This is a genomic window from Enterococcus sp. 1001283B150225_161107_E12, from assembly GCF_015556925.1.
Taxonomy (GTDB): Bacteria; Bacillota; Bacilli; order Lactobacillales; family Enterococcaceae; genus Enterococcus_B; species Enterococcus_B mundtii.
On the sequence record NZ_JADNNI010000001.1, the window covers coordinates 169174 to 187487 of the forward strand.

At 38.9% G+C, this 18314-nt stretch carries 17 protein-coding genes; 3 read left to right on the forward strand and 14 right to left on the reverse strand.

Annotation, left to right across the window (positions count from 1 at the left end; all coding sequences use genetic code 11):
* Positions 1-45: 45 nt before the first annotated feature.
* The 12 genes from I2F89_RS00620 to I2F89_RS00675 all read right to left on the reverse strand — a co-directional run bounded on the left by I2F89_RS00620 (position 46) and on the right by I2F89_RS00675 (position 12810).
* Positions 46-1686 (reverse strand): glycoside hydrolase family 13 protein, encoded by a 1641-nt coding sequence (locus tag I2F89_RS00620; protein ID WP_071867060.1) that lies wholly within the window; start codon positions 1684-1686, stop codon positions 46-48.
* A 179-nt stretch (positions 1687-1865) separates the two neighbouring features.
* On the reverse strand, positions 1866-4106 hold the full coding sequence (locus tag I2F89_RS00625) for an AAA family ATPase (protein WP_195513228.1): 2241 nt from the start codon (positions 4104-4106) through the stop codon (positions 1866-1868).
* A gap of 22 nt (positions 4107-4128) precedes the next feature.
* Positions 4129-4608: a DUF6530 family protein gene (locus tag I2F89_RS00630; protein WP_010735448.1), complete on the reverse strand. Its 480-nt coding sequence runs from the start codon at positions 4606-4608 to the stop codon at positions 4129-4131.
* A 159-nt stretch (positions 4609-4767) separates the two neighbouring features.
* Positions 4768-5616 carry a DegV family protein gene (locus tag I2F89_RS00635; RefSeq protein WP_019723210.1) on the reverse strand — a complete coding sequence of 283 codons (849 nt, stop codon included), beginning with the start codon at positions 5614-5616 and terminating at the stop codon, positions 4768-4770.
* Between the two features lie 265 nt (positions 5617-5881).
* Positions 5882-7474 (reverse strand): polysaccharide biosynthesis protein, encoded by a 1593-nt coding sequence (locus I2F89_RS00640; protein WP_071867062.1) that lies wholly within the window; start codon positions 7472-7474, stop codon positions 5882-5884.
* A gap of 128 nt (positions 7475-7602) precedes the next feature.
* Positions 7603-7920, reverse strand: a complete 318-nt coding sequence (locus I2F89_RS00645) for an AzlD domain-containing protein (protein WP_019723212.1) — start codon at positions 7918-7920, stop codon at positions 7603-7605.
* Positions 7913-8692, reverse strand: coding sequence for an AzlC family ABC transporter permease (locus I2F89_RS00650; protein WP_074799011.1), 780 nt, complete (start codon positions 8690-8692; stop codon positions 7913-7915). Before I2F89_RS00650 ends, I2F89_RS00645 begins: the two co-directional genes overlap by 8 nt.
* A gap of 266 nt (positions 8693-8958) precedes the next feature.
* Positions 8959-9933 carry a cation diffusion facilitator family transporter gene (locus I2F89_RS00655; protein WP_071867065.1) on the reverse strand — a complete coding sequence of 325 codons (975 nt, stop codon included), beginning with the start codon at positions 9931-9933 and terminating at the stop codon, positions 8959-8961.
* A 30-nt stretch (positions 9934-9963) separates the two neighbouring features.
* A complete protein-coding gene (locus tag I2F89_RS00660) occupies positions 9964-10356 on the reverse strand; it encodes a DUF4430 domain-containing protein (protein ID WP_071867066.1) in 393 nt (130 codons plus the stop codon).
* 116 nt (positions 10357-10472) lie between these two features.
* Positions 10473-11549 carry a hypothetical protein gene (locus I2F89_RS00665; RefSeq protein WP_071867067.1) on the reverse strand — a complete coding sequence of 359 codons (1077 nt, stop codon included), beginning with the start codon at positions 11547-11549 and terminating at the stop codon, positions 10473-10475.
* A complete protein-coding gene (locus tag I2F89_RS00670; RefSeq protein WP_074799012.1) occupies positions 11549-12427 on the reverse strand; it encodes a viral A-type inclusion protein in 879 nt (292 codons plus the stop codon). The genes I2F89_RS00665 and I2F89_RS00670 overlap by 1 nt, the downstream gene beginning before the upstream one ends.
* 191 nt (positions 12428-12618) lie before the next feature.
* Positions 12619-12810: a hypothetical protein gene (locus tag I2F89_RS00675; protein ID WP_010735437.1), complete on the reverse strand. Its 192-nt coding sequence runs from the start codon at positions 12808-12810 to the stop codon at positions 12619-12621.
* 159 nt (positions 12811-12969) lie between these two features.
* Here I2F89_RS00675 and I2F89_RS00680 point away from each other — a divergent pair, with 159 nt between their 5' ends.
* The 3 genes from I2F89_RS00680 to I2F89_RS00690 all read left to right on the forward strand — a co-directional run bounded on the left by I2F89_RS00680 (position 12970) and on the right by I2F89_RS00690 (position 16796).
* Positions 12970-14472, forward strand: coding sequence for a DUF1846 domain-containing protein (locus I2F89_RS00680; protein WP_195513229.1), 1503 nt, complete (start codon positions 12970-12972; stop codon positions 14470-14472).
* A gap of 412 nt (positions 14473-14884) precedes the next feature.
* Positions 14885-16066: a NupC/NupG family nucleoside CNT transporter gene (locus tag I2F89_RS00685; RefSeq protein ID WP_065095829.1), complete on the forward strand. Its 1182-nt coding sequence runs from the start codon at positions 14885-14887 to the stop codon at positions 16064-16066.
* A gap of 169 nt (positions 16067-16235) precedes the next feature.
* Complete coding sequence (locus tag I2F89_RS00690; RefSeq protein ID WP_195513230.1) at positions 16236-16796, forward strand: guanylate kinase; 561 nt, start codon at positions 16236-16238, stop codon at positions 16794-16796.
* A 30-nt stretch (positions 16797-16826) separates the two neighbouring features.
* Here the strand turns inward: I2F89_RS00690 and I2F89_RS00695 are convergent, their stop codons facing one another.
* Together I2F89_RS00695 and I2F89_RS00700 are read right to left on the reverse strand one after the other, a co-directional pair.
* Positions 16827-17333, reverse strand: a complete 507-nt coding sequence (locus tag I2F89_RS00695) for a GNAT family N-acetyltransferase (protein ID WP_195513231.1) — start codon at positions 17331-17333, stop codon at positions 16827-16829.
* Positions 17334-17346: 13 nt separating this feature from the next.
* Positions 17347-18309: a sce7725 family protein gene (locus I2F89_RS00700; protein ID WP_195513232.1), complete on the reverse strand. Its 963-nt coding sequence runs from the start codon at positions 18307-18309 to the stop codon at positions 17347-17349.
* Positions 18310-18314 lie beyond the last annotated feature (5 nt).

Consider the following 18314-nt stretch of genomic DNA (forward strand, 5'->3'; position numbering starts at 1 on the left):
AGAGGGTGTTCCCTTTCTTATGTTCGTAGTTTTTTTTCATGTCAGCTAAATTTTTCGATAAAGACGCGCTTCATATGGGGCGAATGTACCACTTGATTGAAATTCTTGACCGGATTGATTTTCCAATAATACTTCCCAAGTTGTTTTAATTTCCGTTGGTAATGTATAAGTCGCTGCTTCATCAGTCAAGTTGACGATGATCAGATAACGTTCTTCTTCTAGGACTCGTTCGTAGACAAAGAGCTGTTCATTTTCAGGTAGGTATTCGTTGAAACTACCATAAACCAACCCTTTGTTTTCTCGACGTAGAGCAATCATTTTTTTGTAAAAAGATAAAATCGATTCGGGGTCATTGGTTTGATCAGCAACGTTGATCATTTGATGATTCGGATTGACGAGCAACCAAGGGGCAACCTCAGAAAAACCAGCATACAAATGATCATTCCATTGCATCGGTGTACGACTATTATCTCTTGTCGTATTGGCAACGATATCCAATGCTTCTTCTTCAGAACGTCCTTCATCAAGCAATTGTTGATACAATCGTTTCGAATCTACTGCATCGATCTCATCAATAGAGGAAAATGGTAGATTCGTCATACCGATTTCTTGTCCTTGATAAATAAATGGCGTACCTTGTAAAAAGAAATACATCATGGCGATTGCTTTTGCAGAAACTTGCCAATATGCAGGAGACGTATCTCCAAAGACAGACACACATCTTGGTACATCATGGTTTTCCATATAAAGAGCGTTCCAACCTTTGCCATCCAGTGCTCGTTGCCAAGCGCTCAATGATTGTTTCAAACTCAATACATCTAGATCCCCGTCTTTTTCATGTTTCCAGATCGAAATATGGTCAAACTCAAAAATCATATCAAAATAGCCGTTTTCGCCTACCCACTCAGGACCTTCGCTTGCGGATACACCACTCGCTTCTCCTACCGTCATAATATCATATTCATCAAAGACATTTTTTAATTCTGTCAAATGATCTTCGATGCCGGAGACATTTTGAAAAGGAGAAAATGGGTTCTCAGTTGCCTTGACAGAATATTCATCTTTTTTTACATGAGAAATTGCATCTAAGCGGAATCCGTCGATCCCTTTATCTAACCACCAGCGAATCATCGTGAAGAGTTCATCTTTTAGCTTGTCGCTTTCCCAGTTCAAATCAGGCTGCTCTTTCGCAAAAATGTGTAAATAGTATTGACCAGTTTGCTCATCGTATTGCCATGCTGAACCACCAAAGATCGACTGCCATTCATTCGGGGCTTGATCAGGTGTACCATCGACCCAAATGTAGTAATCGCGGTAAGGGTTATCGACCGACTGACGAGATTCAATAAACCATTCATGCTGATCGGAACTATGATTGATGACTAGATCCATGATGATCTTTATCCCCATCTGATGGGCTTCAGCTAATAAAGCATCAAACTCATCCATTGTACCAAACTTCTTGAGAATTGCTTGATAATCGCTGATATCATAGCCGTTATCGACAAATGGGGACTGATAAATAGGATTGATCCAAATAAAGTCGATCCCTAACTCTTTCAAATAGCTAAGTTTTTGGCGAATCCCGTTGATATCACCAATACCGTCGTTGTTGCTATCTTTGAAGCTCGCTGGATAGATTTGATAACCAACTGCTTCTTTCCACCACTTTTCTGACTGCTTCATGCTTATCCCCCTTTTTTCTTTATTATAGCTCAATTTCAAGCGGTTACATATTTGTTACCGTTAACTTTTTTATGCTTACATCAGTTGGAGTAGTGCTTATCATAAATGAAAGAACTCAAAAAAGCGAACATCAAAGACCATGAGTGACGCATCATCTTTGATATTCGCTTAATATTTATTTATAAATAACGAGAAATCAATTGGATCAATTGTTTGGGAAATGTCGATAAATCGGTAATATCGACAAAGCGACTTGCGCCGTAGATTTCTTTGATTTCTTCTTTATCTTGTCCAATTGCCGCAGAAATAAAGACGATACCTTGGCGTTCATACTCGGTCAAGACTTCTTGGATATCTTTTTTTGCTTTAGCGCCTGTGTAATCAGGTAACGCTTTTGGTTGGCCATCACTGATGTTGACGATCAGTTTGGTTGTCGCAGGTTGTTCTGCCAGCTTTCCAGCAATCAGACGTAACACTGCGCCATCACGATTGTTTTGTCTTGGCTTCATAGTCACTAATTTCTGTTCCAACCACTCAAATGAATCTGAAAATTCTTTGTACGAAAAGACAGATGTCTTTTCTCTTGTCGAAACATCTGCTGTATCTCCATAGATCAACAAAGGAATACGTACTTTTTTAGCAAATGCGGCGATGGCAAATGCGGCTTTTTTTGCAGCTGTCATGCGGTCTTCACGAACCATCGAACCAGATTCATCGATTCGTAGAGCCACTGCCAAAGAAGGTTGTTCATGAGGGGGATTTTTTTTATCAAATTGCCGTAAATCACCATAAGCTACTCGACTAGCATTAAAACGTTGTCCCTCGTACTTTCCTTTTTGGTAAGTTTCACTTTGTTCATTTTCCAAAAGATCAAGGATTTGCCGACTCAATGAATCCACGATCGGATCGATTTCTTGTCGGATAGTCGCTACTTCAGGATTTATGACAGCAAACTTAGGGCGATGAACGATCATTCCTTCTTTTTCATGGATCGTACCTTTCATCAACTGTCGCGCTTCTTTATTAAGTTCACGCTTGAGCTGTTTGTCCAAGGCTTCCATATCTGAAGCTGACATCTCTTGGGATTCGTCATCTGATTGCTGTTGCTGTTGACTACGCCCTTCGACTTCTTGGCTCCGCTCTTCCGATAAAGGCAACGTGTCAGTCGGAGTTTCTTCTTTCGCCGTTGCTTCTTTTGTCTGTTCTTCTTCTTGCAACACTTCCTCTTTTTCTGAGGGTTGTTCAGCAAGCGATGTTGTTTCTTCTGCCAACTGATCGATTTGACGTTCTATCGCTTCTTCTGCACGAATGGTCCGTCCTTTGATTCGTGGGGATTCGTCTGATAAGTCCCCCCATTTCTTTTGACGAAGTAAGTCTCTCAGTTCATCTAAAAGCCCACTATCAGTTAGTGCAGTCGTCAAAATGTGTAATTCATCTGGATCAGTCGTCAGTTTATATAAGACTTTGGGATAGAGCGATACGAAAATGTCTTGATGTTGTTTCATTGTATTGACCCAATAAAAGTAAGAACGCATACCTGCCACACCTTTGATGGCATTTGCTTTGGCAGTTTTATCTAACAAACGGATCACTTCTGCCATTTTCAATAAAAGTATCGGCTCGTTAACTTGTGTCTTGCTGATAGCACGTTCCACCATGACTGAAAGCTCTGGCAGATCCATTTTCTCAGCATGTTGCATACGATCTCGAAGCGATTCATTCAATGGTCGGTTCCCTTGATAGTTACGATTGGTTGTAATGATGATGATACAGTCTGGGTGTCGTTTGATCACACCAGTAGGTAAGTTCAACAAACCGTTTGTTTCTAAGGCAGAGTTCAAGGCGACAAGGACCGAAGCATCACGTATTACAGTCGGCTCTTGGATTTCTAAAAGATAGCCCTTTTCAATGGCACGAACGATTTCTGACGGATAGTATTTATAGTGGATCGTACTTTCTTGGTTGTTTTCGATTCGTTGCACGAGATCGGCTAATTTCTGTTTTGCCGTGAGTTGATCGACGGAGTAATATTGTTCGATCAACGTCAATACCGCAGCTAATGTATCCGTTTGATAAATAGCGGTCAATAACTCTTGATCCTCTTCTTGGTCTGAATCAATGACAGGTAGTAACGCACCAAAGACATCTGATTTATCCATATCAGCAAAGCATGTTACTTTCGTATAAGGTAACTGCAGATCAAAAGACAAAGCTTTTGCTAATTGCGTTTTCCCAGAACCTGCATCCCCTTCTAATAGCACATTGCTGATTTTCATTTCCGGATCTAGCCAGTTTGCTTTGATTTCAGTTGCAATACGCAGCTCTTCAGCACTTGTTTGATGACTTGTTGGTTTTTTCCAAATCATTTGTTTTTCGATCGGTGTAAACGTTCGTTGATTGGTGAGTGAAAAGTTTTCCATGATTAAACACTTCCTTATAACATTAATACCCTAGATCGTCTAATAGACGTTTCAAGATACGAAAACGTTCACCAAGTAATTCGCCATCTTTTTGTAAAGCATCGTAGTATAACATGATATCTTCATCGATTTTAGGATTTTTTGTGTCCACTTCCACCGTCATCCGGTTTCCTTGCAAACCGATGATATCAACGACAGGATTTTCAGGGTCGTAAAATTTTTCATGGCGGTAGGCATCCTGGAAGTAAACACTTCCTTGCGCCACTAAGATCGCTAAGTCAAGAATACGAGTGATCGGTAATTCTTCTGATTGACGTGACCACTTTTCTCCTGTATGACGCCACACTTTTCCTGAGATATCGACTTTGCCTCGATCATTCCACTGAGCTAATCCTAAAGACAGTCCTTTTGCATCTGTATGCAAGGCATTTCTGCCATCAACTTTATCATAATCTTCAACGACGATCACTGGTTTATGTTTCAAATTTGTTGGTATTTCCATCCTTCTCTACTCCTTTTTAGTAATTTAGTGATTTAGTAAATTACTAGATAATTAAAGATAGTATAAGATAATAAAGTGAGAAATGCAAAAAGAACAGTCCAAGCAAATCATTGCTCAAACTGTTCTTTTATTTTTTTTATTTTTTGCTTTCTGGCATTTTTATTGTGCAGAGATCGCAATACCGATCGCTTTTTCACCCAAGTGACTACCGATCACTGGTCCAAAGTGGCCGATCTCGATTTCTGCTTGTGGGTATTGTTTTTGAAGTTTTGCTTTTTCTTCTTCGGCAACTTCTAAATTGTTTGCATGGATCACATACAATTTTACTGGTGGCTTGATTTCTTCATTTCGTTTGCCAATGATTTGTTCTGCACGGGCAAAAGCTTTTTTGCTTGAACGGATCTTCTCGAATAAAATGATCTTCCCTTCCGAAAAAGTCAGGATCGGTTTGATTTTCAATAGCCCCCCGATCAGCGCAGCACCATTAGTCAAGCGACCTCCACGGACTAAGTTGTTCAAGTCGTCAACGATCAAATAGGCGTATGTATTGTCTCTGATTCGATCGATGTGAGCTAATATGGCTTCAAGTGAATAACCTTTATCATTCAAGTCTAAAGCAGATTCAACCATATGCCCCATTGGCATACTGGTGATTTTCGAATCATAAGGAACAATCGTCATCTCTTTGACGTCGTCTTTCATCGCAAATAATGTATTGACGAATCCAGAGATCCCACTTGATAAGTGTATGCTTAAGATCGTATCATAGCCTTTGGCTTTTAGTTCTTCATATAGTGCCAAAACTTCACCTACAGCAGGTTGGGATGTTGTTGGAAAATCTTTACTGTTTTTCAATAGTCCGTAATATTCGTCTGCTTCGATGTCAATGCCTTCGTTATAAATTTTTCCATCCAAGATTACAGGGATTGGAATCACATATAAATCAGGATGGTTCTTGATACGTGTTGGCAGGAAAGCTGTACTGTCAGTTACGATTGCTAATTTCATTTATTTAAGTTCCTCGTTTCAAAGAATTTTACCAGTCCTTAATACTATATCATAAGTAAGAAAAGATTTGAACCTTTGTCCGGATTATAGAAAAAGCAACCCATGTTTTTTATTAAAATCTAAGGTTTTTATCACTTTCATCCTTTATAAGAACGAATAAAAGCCAGGACTTGAAAGAATTTTTCTCAAGTCCTGGCTTATTATTTGAAATTAGCGTGCACTCTTAGTTACCTATAGAATCACTGGTGCTTGCCACTTCATCCCTTTATCGTCTGAAATTCTTGACCATTTGCATGGCATTTCTGCCAAATTGGGCAAAGGCAAACGTCAAGCCGCCGACACCACCGATCACCACACAATAAATGACTGCATGCGTTTTTGATGTCATGGATAAGGAAAGACTCAACACGAAGAAAAGAATGCAGCATAGAAGCAACATGGCCATTGTCGAACGAAACGTCTTCAAGAAGAAATGACTGATCTTTGCGAATGGCGAGATGCGGTATTCTTTTGATAAATAAAGATACCCACGAACAAACACAAAAGCAAAAGCCACTGTATTAGATAAACTCATTCCGTATCCGCCAAATAAAGCTAACCCAATCGCTTGGAATACGACTTTTAAAATAATAGCTTCTGTTGTCAGTTTGATCGCAACCAAATGATGATTCAATGATTGGAGCATCGTCGATAAAATCGTAAACAACGAGAAGAACAAGGAAGCTAAAAGTGCCATCTGGAAGTAGCCGACACTCTCTGGATCATAGCCAAAAAACAAGGTGTATAACGGTCCTGCTAATAAGGACATCCCTGCTAGCGAAGGCAAAAGGATCAATAAAGCAATCGAGAAGCTGTCCCCGACTGTTTTTTCAATCTGTAGTCGGTCTTTTTTTCCTAATGTACTTAGGATCGGCAGACTACTGATTGCGACCGTTCCGACCATTGAAATCAAGATCAGTGTCAATTTGTTCGGATTGACTGATGCACGACTAAACAAAAATTCGAGTTGTTGGTCGGCAATTTCCGGTCTGAATAAATGTAAGAATGGTTTCATCGTCACCTGATCGATCATTTGCACGATCGTGATCACCGAACCAACATAGATGAATGGTAAGGTTTCTCGAATGATCGAAACAGACGCAGAACGATTGTCTTTTTGGAAATAGCGACTTGAGATCCAGAAATCTTTTAAACGGAAATAATCGTTTTGCCGTCCGACAACAAACATATGACCAATAGCCGCAAGTCCACCGAAGAAAGAAGCAACAGTACTGATCAATACCGCTTGCACAATCGTGCCATCTGTCAACACACGCAAATAATACGTACCAGCTAAGATCACGATTACACGGATCACCTGTTCAATGATCAAGGAAGTACCGTAAGGGCGAAGATGATTTTTCCCTTGGAAGTAACCGCGCATCGCACTTAATACTGGGATCGCTACTAAGGAAGGACAGAGACTACGAATCGCCAAAATACCGTTATCGACATTCGAGATCGGACTGATTTTCGCCAAAGCGGGAGCAAACAAATACATCAATACGGCAGATATGATCCCGATAACGAACATGATATTGATCGTACTGCGAAAAATGACCCGACAAGCTTGTTCATCTCCATTTTTTGTCGCCACCGCGACTTTTTTTGCTATCGCATTTGGAAACCCAACAGTACCTAACATCAGGAAAAGGCCATATGGTAAATAGCCCACATTATAAAGGGTAGTTGCTAACATGCCATCTTGATTGTTTCCCATCATACTTAACCAAGGAATCAAATAAACGACACCTAAAACTTTACAGAGTAGATTGGCAAAGGTAAGCCAAAATGTCCCTTGCATCAATTTCTTATTCATATGTCAACCTCAACTATCTCTATTAGAATAAACATCTTCCCTATTATAACAAAAAAAACATGGAGGACAACTCGTTGAGGAAAACAAAAAAATAAGCTTCCCAATTTTTTGGAGAAGCTTAAGAAATTCTATAACATTGATAATAAAAACACAGACGCAAGTCCTGTAATGACAGACAACGCCATTGAGCGAGTCTTATAAGCAACACCTGCTACAAATAGCATTGCAACAATTTTGATGTTCCACGCAATATCTAAATGTTCATGCGTGATAAAAACATCTTTGAAGGCTAACGCTGCAAACAAAGCAACTGGTACATATTTCATCCATTCGCTAAACCATTTAGGCACTTTTCGATGTGTAAAATAAAGCATAGGAAAAACTCGTGGAATGTAGGCAACGACAAATAAGCTGATCACCAATAACAACAAGTACCACTCAGTCATGATGTTGCACCTCCTGTTCTGGGAAATGGAACAATGGCTCATTCAAAGGTTGGGTCTCTTTGCTGGATTTCTTTTCTTTTTCCTTCTTGAAGGCTCTTTCTAATACAAAACCCGCCGAAGAAGCAATCAACGTTGCAACGATCAAACCGAAAGTGTTTTGGAAAAGTACCATGAATAAGACACTGAGTATCCCAGAAAAGATCCCTGTGAAGATGAGTAAAGCATTTTTCATTTGCATGATGAACATAAAAATAAACATAGCAGTTAAGGCAAAATGCACCAAATCCGTATCCACTCGGATCACTGATCCAAAAATATTTCCGACCATGTTACTGATCGCCCAAGCCCCCATTGAAAACCAATTGACATATAAAGCTTTTCGCTTGTCCCAAGTGGGATCAGTGGAATACTTCAAATAATTGACTGCATAATTTTCGTCATTCAATGATTGAGAGAACACAGCTAAAAAGAATCGCTTTTCTTTCTTCATAAAGCCTGAAAGACTCGACCCTAGCAAAATATACCGTAGTTCTAAGAAAAAAACCATCAAAAGTGTAGTTGAAAATGGCGCTTGTGTGGCTAACATAGAGGCAACTAAGAATTGTGCGCCACCAGAAAATACTAAGATAGATAATAGACCAGCTAAGAGTGGATCAAAGCCAACTTGCTGCAGTAAGACTCCGCAAGCTAACCCAACTGGGATATAACTAAGGCAAAGTGGCAACGAAGCATGTAGCGAATCCTGCCAAGGCGCCCGTTTCTGTTTATTCATTAACGATATCTCCTTCAATTTACAACAAATAAATAGCGGACTAATTGTAACATAAATAAATAAAAATGTAGCCGTTTTATCGTTAAACAACATGATATTTTTCTCATTTTCAAAGCACAACTATTAAAAAAAATAAAAATCATCGGAAAATATAAGAGGAAATTCATTTTCCTCCTACTTTTCCGATGATTTTATTCTATATATAAACGAGTTGTTTTTTTGCCATCAAACTTTTTTATAAGTAAAAAATAACACTAGTTTCTAAATTATTTCTCGACGTTCTCTATCGTCGTTTCTTGTGTTTTCTTTATTTGCGAATAATTTGGATCATATTTATCTGTTTCAATGTAAATGTAGATTTTTTTATCCTTTAATTGTTCACGGATCGTCCGCTCAATATCATTGATGATCATGTGTACTTGGTATTCTTTGTTTTCATCTAGATCGATTTTTGCCGCAACTAAAATCTCTGTCGGACTTAAGTGCACAGTTTTGATATCAATAACGCGATTCACTTCATTTCGCTCAAAAGCAAATTTGATCTTTTTCAAATCTGTTGTAGTCACGCTCTCGCCAATAATCAAACTATAAAATTCTTTTGCCAGAAAGATAGCAGCACCCATCAATAAAAAGCCGATCAATAGTCCACTGATGGCATCAAAAGCAGCGATCCCTGTCACCATGGTCAACCCAGTGCCGACTAAGGCAAGAACGAGACCAATTACAGCACAGAGATCTTCGGTGAAGATCACGAGGATCTCACTGTGGCGACTTTCACGTAAAAAGCGCATGGTTGAAAGGTTTTCAGTATTCAATTCGTGGATTTCCTTCATTGCGATTCGTAATGAACTACCTTCTATAGCGAGACCAAATAATAGAATCAGGATGACGATCCAAGGATTACCAACTTCGTGGGCGGGATGGGTAAGTTTTTCAAAAGCTTCCATCACACCTAGCGCGCCCCCGCCAAAAAACAACATCATGGCAACAATCGTACTGAAAAAATACTTTGCTCGTCCTTCGCCAAATTGGTGTAATTCACTTTGACCACGATTCGCACGTTTGTCACCGACTAGTAGTAATACTTGATTGCTACAGTCAACGATACTATGAATACTTTCATTCAACATAGCGGCACTGCCACTGATGGCATAACCGACAAATTTACTAAACGCAACTAAGAGATTAGCACCTAACGCTGCCAATACAGAAAACATTCCGCTCTTCTTCAAATTTTCCATTGCTTTTTCTTCCCTTCATTCTTAACAACATCAAAGAGTATCTAAATTAAAGATGACGGTTTGATTATTTTTTAAAATCGTTTCTTTTGCGCCCATTTTTGTATTTTTACCATCCACACTGAACATCCAATATTTTTTTTCTTCAGTATTTTGGCTCTGACCATTGATCGAGGTAATAAATCCTTTGTCTTCTTCCACACTAAAGTTTTGTTCCAGCACATCCAGTAGGTTTTCTCCTGTATGGAAAGTCACTTTTTTTACTAAGGTATCGACCCCATCTTCTTGCAAGGTGATAGTTGCTGTTTCATTCGACACCATGGATGACGGTTTTGGGTCCGCTTTTTTTGTCTCTTGATCTGTACAACCGGTAAAGAAAAGCAACATCGAACAGACAATGAGCAAACTGGTTCCTATTCTTTTCATTTTACTCCTCCTAAGTATAAAAAAGCCAAGGAGAAACCCGATTCCTTGGCTCTTTTTTCATCGATCATCTGAGTCGATCATTCTGAAACATATATCGCACGATTGCTCTTTTTCCATCAATCTTTGCGAACCATCAAAGGTACTAAAAATTCATAATTGATAAAGAAATCGATCACTGAACGATGATAGTCACCAGAAGAAATCGCTAGATCTGTCCGTGTTGTGTCTTTAAGAGAAATTTGGAGCGACTGTCCTTTATCAAGCAACACCTTATAAGTCGTGTCGTCTAATTTCTCCATATCATACTGTGGATTTTTCATTGTGACAATAAAAATATCATCTAACACTTCTTGCGTGGCTGGAAACTTACTTGCAATATCTAATCTTAGTGGCTTCGTGTTGTCTAACAAGGTTTGATCGACCGTAAAGCCTAATTTACGTGCATAAGCAAATAATTGATTCAATTTGTGATTGAAAATCGTGATCTGACTAGCCGAAAACACTCGTTCAACAGACCAATGACGAATCAATGCTAACACTCGGTCATCATCGATCTCGATCGTCATTTGTTCTGGGGATACTCGCATCAAATTAATGGATTCTACTTGGTATCGTTGGTCGATCGTCGGTAACACAAATGAGAACATCAATTCTTTTTGTGGGGTCAAACTATAATTGATTGAAAAATATCTTGTTTCCCATACATCATATGCTTGTTTGGATAATTCCAAGCCGATATCATTCAATGGTTTTAATATCTCGTAAGCGAAGTATTCGATCAAACTTGTCTTAGCAATGGCAGAAATCGGTGTATCTTCTAACACATAGCGATGATATGCGACCAATAACTCATTGAAATCCGCTTCGATCAAATATTTGCGTAATCGTAAATCAGCTAACTCTTCTTCTGCGGCTGCAATCAAGTCAACTATGTCTTCGTGATCATGTTGTTTACCAGAAAGATATGCTTGATTTTCATTGACCGCTTGCTCGATCGTTGAACGCGCATTATCTGTTTGATTCGTCGAGTTTGGGACGACTTTTTCTTTTTCATGGATTTTGGCTTCTTCGCGAATTTCTTCTACTTCATTCGCCATCTCTTTGTCGGTGCTTGATGCTTCTTCTACTGGCTCGGTCGTTCCATGATTTTCAGCTGTTACTTCTTGTAGGTCTAAATCTTCTTGTTTTGTCATCACTCGTCCCCTCCCTCTTCTACTATTTCAGGGTTTTCACTGCCAAGGTACGACATCAAGAAACGATGGATCGACTGTCTGAAACCTTCCATGTCACCAAAATACTTTTTGATTTGACGTTGTTCTTTTTCAACGATCGCAGCGCGTAACTGGTCCGCTTTTTCTTCATGTAATAAGGTTTGCTTTTGTTTTTGGATTTTTTCTGGTTCTTCGATATAAGGCAACCAACCTAATTTTTCATTTTCGAGTGCTTGTTTCTTTTGTTCTAACGCTTGGATTTCTTCGTCTATTTTTTTACGATTTAAGAATCCTTTCGTATCATCTAACTCAGTGATTTGTCGATCGATCTCTTTGATGGCCTCTTCTAAACGCTCGATCTCTGTTTTTGCAGTGATCACTTTTGCCTCTAACTCATTGATTTTTTTATCAAAATCATGGGTTTGTTGCGTCGCGTAGTTTTCCCATTCTTCATCGATTTGCGGCAATACAAAGATTTCAGGTAAGCTAGCATCGATCCCAATCGTTGCTCGCTCATGAAAATAGGTGCCGATCTGGTAATAACTCATCGTCGGAGAGATGGTCTCTGTGTGTTTCATGAAGGGAAATTCTTGCAAGAAACGGTCATGGATCTTACGCATCAACAGCTGATCGATCTCATGGTTTTCATTTGAGCTTTTTTTAAGCTCATCGTTCAAGCGTCCATTATATAACTGATAGATCGCGGGAATATTCTCCTCGCGGACAGCTTGTTCAAAAGCTTGCAGATCTTCTAATAATTGTGAAAGATTCATACTTGCTTTTTCTTTGATATCGTAAAACGAAGATGCTTCCTCTTGTTCGTTTTCATCATAATGTTCGTTCGTCTGTGGGTCTATCATCTTACTGGCCTCCTCTTGCTTTTGAACGCATCAATTTTCCATCAATTATTCTATGTAATCCAATAGTATCATTTTCTAAGAAAAAAGTGTTACTAAGTATGCGCTGACTTAGAACAAAAATTACTTTTACTCGTATTAATTGAAAGTTAGAAAACATAAAAGAGCGGGTCAGCGATTCCCCGCTCTTAGCTTTATTTTTTGGGTAAATCTCTTGTTGTAAAATGGATGCGTTGATTTTCATCTCGTGTAAGTAATGTTTCTTCATTTAAGTAAGAGAACTTTAATTCATTTAGTTCACTATCTTCTAGCATATGCTCATATCCTGTAAAAATTGAGCGTATATACTGTTTGTACGCGTTTTTCTTTTTTTGTCTTTTTTTCATAGGACACCTTCCTTATCAAACCTATCATACCAATGAATGCCTTCTGAGACAAGCATGTTTCTTTTGTTTTTTCTTTGAAATTTCTTTATATACTTAATTGATAGTTGACGAAACCTTCAAAAAATGAAAAAATGCGAGAGTAGCTAAGGAGGGAAACAAGTGAAAAAAATTGGTTTTGACTCAGAAAAGTATATCGAAGAGCAATCTGCGTATATTCTTGAACGCGTTCATCATTATGATAAGTTGTATCTAGAATTTGGTGGAAAATTAGTCGATGATAAGCATGCCAAACGTGTCTTACCAGGATTTGAAGAAGATGCTAAAATCAAATTATTGCAAAAGTTGCGTGACCAAGCGGAGATTTTGATTTGTGTGTATGCTGGTGACATCGAGCGGAATAAGATTCGTGGTGATTATGGGATCACATATGATATGGATATCTTGCGCTTGATCGATGAATTGCGAGGATATGGATTATCGATCAATAGTGTAGTGATCACCCGGTATAACGGACAGCCAGCAACTAAAGTATTTATCAATAAATTGGAGCGTCGGAATATCAAAGTCTATAAACACGCTGAAATCGAGGATTATCCGATCAATGTCGAAAAAATCGTTTCAGAGGAGGGTTTCGGCAAAAACGAATACATCGAAACCACAAAACCGATTGTTGTCGTGACAGCTCCTGGTCCAGGTAGTGGGAAATTAGCTACTTGCTTGAACCAACTGTATCACGAAAGCCAAAAAGGCAATGCAGCAGGTTACTCTAAATTTGAGACTTTCCCTGTTTGGAATGTTCCATTGAAACATCCATTGAATATTGCCTATGAAGCAGCAACAGTCGATTTGAAAGATGTCAATATGATCGATTCTTTTCATTTTGATGCCTATAATAAGGTGGCAGTCAACTACAATCGTGATGTAGAGACTTTCCCAGTCATTAAACGGATCATCGAAAAAATCACTGGTAAGGAATCGGTCTACCAGTCTCCTACTGATATGGGCGTCAACCGCGTAGGCTTCGGTATCACGGATGATGAAGTCGTACAGGAAGCCTCGAAACAAGAGATCATCAGACGCTATTTCCAAACGGCTTGTGACTTTAAAAAAGGTTTGACAGATGAAGATGCCGTCAATCGTATCAAATTGATCATGGAAGAAGTCGGTTTACGTCCCGAAGACCGTAAAGTCGTGACCCCTGCTCATGAGTATGCAAAAACTAGTCAAGCGACTAGTGCTGAACCGATGGCAGTGATTGCGATCGAACTTCCTGACCAAGTGATCCTTACCGGTCGGACAAGTCAATTAATGGATGCTTCGGCTGCTGTTGTCTTGAATGCGATCAAATATCTCGCCCATATCTCTGATGACATTCCGTTGTTATCGCCTCTTGTCTTGGAAACGATCCAAGGACTTAAAAGCAAGGCATTGCACTCTTCGATCGATACACTCAATCTCAATGAAGTGTTGATTGCTTTATCAATCAGTGCAGTAACTAATCCAATCGCACAAGTTGCTTATGAAAAATTAGCAGAACTTGAAGGTGCGCAAGCACATTCAACTGTGATGATCAATAAGAATGATGAACAAAACCTGAAACAATTAGGTATCGACATCACTAGTGCGCCTGTTTACCCTTCAGAAAACTTGTATTATCAATAAATAATTCTTCAAAGATGGCTAAGATAGAAAAATAGAAGTTACCTCGAAAAATAAGGTGGTATCCATGAAAATTGCTCAAATTTTTGTGGGTACCCTTTTTTTAGAAGCCGCTTCTATTTCTGACTTTTACAGGTTTCAAAGTAAAATAATAAAGTAAAGGCGTTATTTATCTAACAGGTTCAGGTCATAGTTAGCTAATAAATATAAGTAGATATATATGCCACCACCGTTAAAGTAAATCAATAATTTAGGTTTTCCTGATCCACTCCTCCCCATTAAAAGACACCTGTCTTTCCCCTCTCTTCCATGTATACGCTTTAGTCTAAAAATCTCATGAAATTTCTCTCAAAAGATTCGTATTCTTTAAAAATAACATGTAGAATTAAACGGAATTTGGTAAGGAGTGATTTTTTTGAGTCAGTTTATTGGAATAATAGGTTTACTTTTAATTTTTGGGTTGGCGGTTTTGATCAGTAGCGATCGAAAAGCCATCAAACGCAAACCATTGATCATCATGCTTGTTTTGCAATTTGCGTTTGGTTTTGTTTTACTACGTACGACTTTTGGTACAGCGGTTGTTGCGATGCTAGCCAAGCTATTTGATCACTTATTGGCATTTGCCGGTGAAGGTGTCAATTTCGTCTTTGGAGGTGTAGCAAACGTTGGAAGTGCCCCATTCTTCTTGAATGTGTTGATGCCAATCGTCTTTATCTCTGCAATTATTGGGATTTTGCGTTACATCAAGATTCTTCCTTTATTCATGAAAGCAGTCGGTTTAGGATTGAGTAAAATCAACGGAATGGGTAAATTAGAATCTTATAATGGTGTTGCTTCAGCAATTTTAGGCCAATCAGAAGTTTTTATTTCCATCAAAAAGGAACTACCTTTCTTGACAGAAAAGCGTCTGTTCTCGATGAGTGTTTCTGCAATGTCAACTGTTTCGATGTCCATCGTGGGTTCCTATATGGCATTGATTGATTCAAAATACGTGATCACTGCTTTAGTGTTGAATCTTTTTGGTGGGTATATTCTTGCTTCGATCGTCAATCCTTATGAGTTAGACGAAAAAGAAGATGAATTAGTGATTGAAGAAGACAAAGAACAAACATTTTTCCAAATGTTAGGCGAATATATTTTAGATGGTTTCCATGTAGCGATCACGGTGGCTGCAATGTTGATCGGTTTTGTTGCTTTGATTGCTATGATCAATGCCTTGTTCAACGGGATTTTTGGGATTACATTCCAACAGATTTTAGGGTATATTTTTGCGCCATTTGCATTTATCAGTGGGATTCCTTGGAAAGAAGCGGTTGATGCCGGTAGTATCATGGCAACAAAACTTGTGACAAATGAGTTTGTAGCAATGACTGAATTATCGACTGGGACTTTTGAATTTACAGAACGCACCACCGCTATCTTATCAGTCTTCTTAGTATCATTTGCGAACTTCTCTTCAATTGGGATCATTTCAGGGGCAATGAAAGGGTTGAATGAAGAAAAAGGTAATCTTGTAGCAAAACATGGATTGAAAATTTTGTTCACCGCTTCATTAGTCAGCTTTTTAAGCGCAATTGTTACCGGAATACTGGTATAAAGCTATCTTTTATCTAGAGTCTTAAGTATACTGAACTTGGCTGGTTTGAACAGATGACCTGTTTAAATTGGTTAAGTTTTTTTATTTTAAATGACAGATTTCCACTTTTCGGTATATATTAGTTATGTACATGTCTTTGATCATGTAACTATAGAAAGGAATATTTCCTATGAATAAATGTTATGTATTTATTGGGCCTTCTGGTTCCGGAAAGACGACGCTCGCTCATGCAATTTTTTCTCCACAACAAAAGATCATTACGTATACGACCCGTCCCCCACGAAAAAATGAAAAAAATCACCTTGATTACCATTTTGTTTCTCAAGAGACCTTTGAAGAAATGATCGCCCATCAGGAATTTGCCGAATGGGATCGGTACGCCGATCACTATTATGGCTCAAGTAAACAAGAGATCTCAACGAAGCTTGCACAGGGTGACTGCTTCACTGTCCTAACAGCCCCAGGTTTTTGGCACCTGTATGAACAATTTGGTCGTTGTATCGTACCTGTCTTCATCACAGTAGCAAAAGAAAAGTTGCATGAACGATTTGTACTTCGCGGAGACTCACCAGATAAAATCAGGCAACGGCTCGCTCTCTTTGAAAAAGATCAAAAAGAACTTGAAAAATTAACACTTATTCCTACCTTGATCTCATTTGAAAATAATCAGACGTTAGAAATCGAAACAAAAAATTTAAAGCAAGCCATCCATGCAGCGGATCATCGCTGAACAGTTGGTTTGCTTTTAGTTTTGAGCACTTCACAATAATTTTTGATAGGCTTTTCTTTCTCCGTGTGGGAATGGAAATTCAATCATGCCACAATAATGAAAACCTGCCGAGTAAATCGTTTTTTCCATTGGATGATTGGTGGGGAAAGTATCGATCCGAACGTCCTTGATTCCTTGACATGCGGCAACGGTCAATAAATGTTCTAATAATTGTTTGCCAAGTCTTTTTCCTCTTACGTTTTGATCAAGAGCAACTCGATGGATGGAAAGATACGGCTCTCTCCCCTCCCAATTTCCTGCAATTGCTGTATAGACCGGATCAATGCCTGCAACAAGCGCCGCAGTGCCAACGATGTCTTCTTCGTCAATCAAGACGAAGCTTTCCTGCCTTTCAATGTCTTCGATGATTCGTTCTTTTGATGGTTTTTGCTCTCCCTGCCATTGAGGCAATCCTTGCTCAGCAAGGTATGCTGCAGCTTGATCAATGATTTGTAGCACTCTCGGCACATCATCTAATGTAGTTTTTCTAAGGTACATATCTCTGCTCCTTTTATTGATCTGTGATCAACTTGTATAGCTTGTCTATTCTTGAACCACTGCGTAACCAGTCTGTCGGATGATCTAAAAGCTGACTAACTAATTCAAGATGATGTAACAATGTCCATTTCTTCAAAACTCCCAGACCCGGGAATTTTTGTTGGCGATACAAGCTGACAAGCTCAAGTAATCCTTCCGTGATATAAATTTGTTGATGGTTCCTCATCAACCAACCGTACATTTTATTGGCTGCTTCCATAAATTTCAATGCTTGATCTTTTGCGGAATCATTGGTATCTGAAATGAAGTGTTTGATTCGCATATTCCCATAAGCATCGACGTATGTAATATGCAAGGCCAACGCTCGACTGGGAAATCCTTTATCGAAGTAACGACTGCCTTCGATCGTAAAATCGGAAAACCCATGATAGCCATCCATTTGAAAGAAAAGATGATCATCGCTAAAAAAATCATCATTTTTTTCTGCATAATTTTCCACATGCCGTCTCGTTTGAAATTGATCACGGACAATGATTTTATTCTCAGGCAATTGCATGCGTAAGCGACTAGAATCAGGAATGAAAAATGTCGCATTAGTTTTGATCAAAGCTTGCCAAATCGCATTTTCTCTAGGTTGATGTTGTCCATCAAAAATAATGAATGGCGGAGGTGATTCAATCATTCTTTCATAATTGCTCGGCGTAATGATCTCTGCCTCTGCTAACGAGCTATCTTCACTGGTCACCCATGTGTGAATCGGTTGATCGAACAGTTTGAACTGACCCACTTGCGGATTCTTTATGATAATCAGCGGATGATTCTTTTTTTGAAACAACTCGACAACATTTTTTAGCGTCGCCGAATCACGCACTGGCTCGATGATTGGCTGAATCTTAGTGGATAAAAGTCCACGATTTAAACTTTCCTTTAATGCAAGTAGATCGAATTGTTTGCCACGTAAATAAGGATAATACATATATT

Coding starts and splice junctions, on each gene's coding strand:
- I2F89_RS00660 (WP_071867066.1), bottom strand. CDS start 10,356: ATGAAAAGAATAGGAACCAGTTTGCTCATTGTCTGTTCGATGTTGCTT.
- I2F89_RS00655 (WP_071867065.1), bottom strand. CDS start 9,933: ATGGAAAATTTGAAGAAGAGCGGAATGTTTTCTGTATTGGCAGCGTTA.
- I2F89_RS00640 (WP_071867062.1), bottom strand. CDS start 7,474: ATGAATAAGAAATTGATGCAAGGGACATTTTGGCTTACCTTTGCCAAT.
- I2F89_RS00665 (WP_071867067.1), bottom strand. CDS start 11,549: ATGACAAAACAAGAAGATTTAGACCTACAAGAAGTAACAGCTGAAAAT.
- I2F89_RS00625 (WP_195513228.1), bottom strand. CDS start 4,106: ATGGAAAACTTTTCACTCACCAATCAACGAACGTTTACACCGATCGAA.
- I2F89_RS00650 (WP_074799011.1), bottom strand. CDS start 8,692: ATGAATAAACAGAAACGGGCGCCTTGGCAGGATTCGCTACATGCTTCG.
- I2F89_RS00635 (WP_019723210.1), bottom strand. CDS start 5,616: ATGAAATTAGCAATCGTAACTGACAGTACAGCTTTCCTGCCAACACGT.
- I2F89_RS00645 (WP_019723212.1), bottom strand. CDS start 7,920: ATGACTGAGTGGTACTTGTTGTTATTGGTGATCAGCTTATTTGTCGTT.
- I2F89_RS00695 (WP_195513231.1), bottom strand. CDS start 17,333: ATGTACCTTAGAAAAACTACATTAGATGATGTGCCGAGAGTGCTACAA.
- I2F89_RS00630 (WP_010735448.1), bottom strand. CDS start 4,608: ATGGAAATACCAACAAATTTGAAACATAAACCAGTGATCGTCGTTGAA.
- I2F89_RS00690 (WP_195513230.1), top strand. CDS start 16,236: ATGAATAAATGTTATGTATTTATTGGGCCTTCTGGTTCCGGAAAGACG.
- I2F89_RS00700 (WP_195513232.1), bottom strand. CDS start 18,309: ATGTATTATCCTTATTTACGTGGCAAACAATTCGATCTACTTGCATTA.
- I2F89_RS00670 (WP_074799012.1), bottom strand. CDS start 12,427: ATGATAGACCCACAGACGAACGAACATTATGATGAAAACGAACAAGAG.
- I2F89_RS00620 (WP_071867060.1), bottom strand. CDS start 1,686: ATGAAGCAGTCAGAAAAGTGGTGGAAAGAAGCAGTTGGTTATCAAATC.
- I2F89_RS00675 (WP_010735437.1), bottom strand. CDS start 12,810: ATGAAAAAAAGACAAAAAAAGAAAAACGCGTACAAACAGTATATACGC.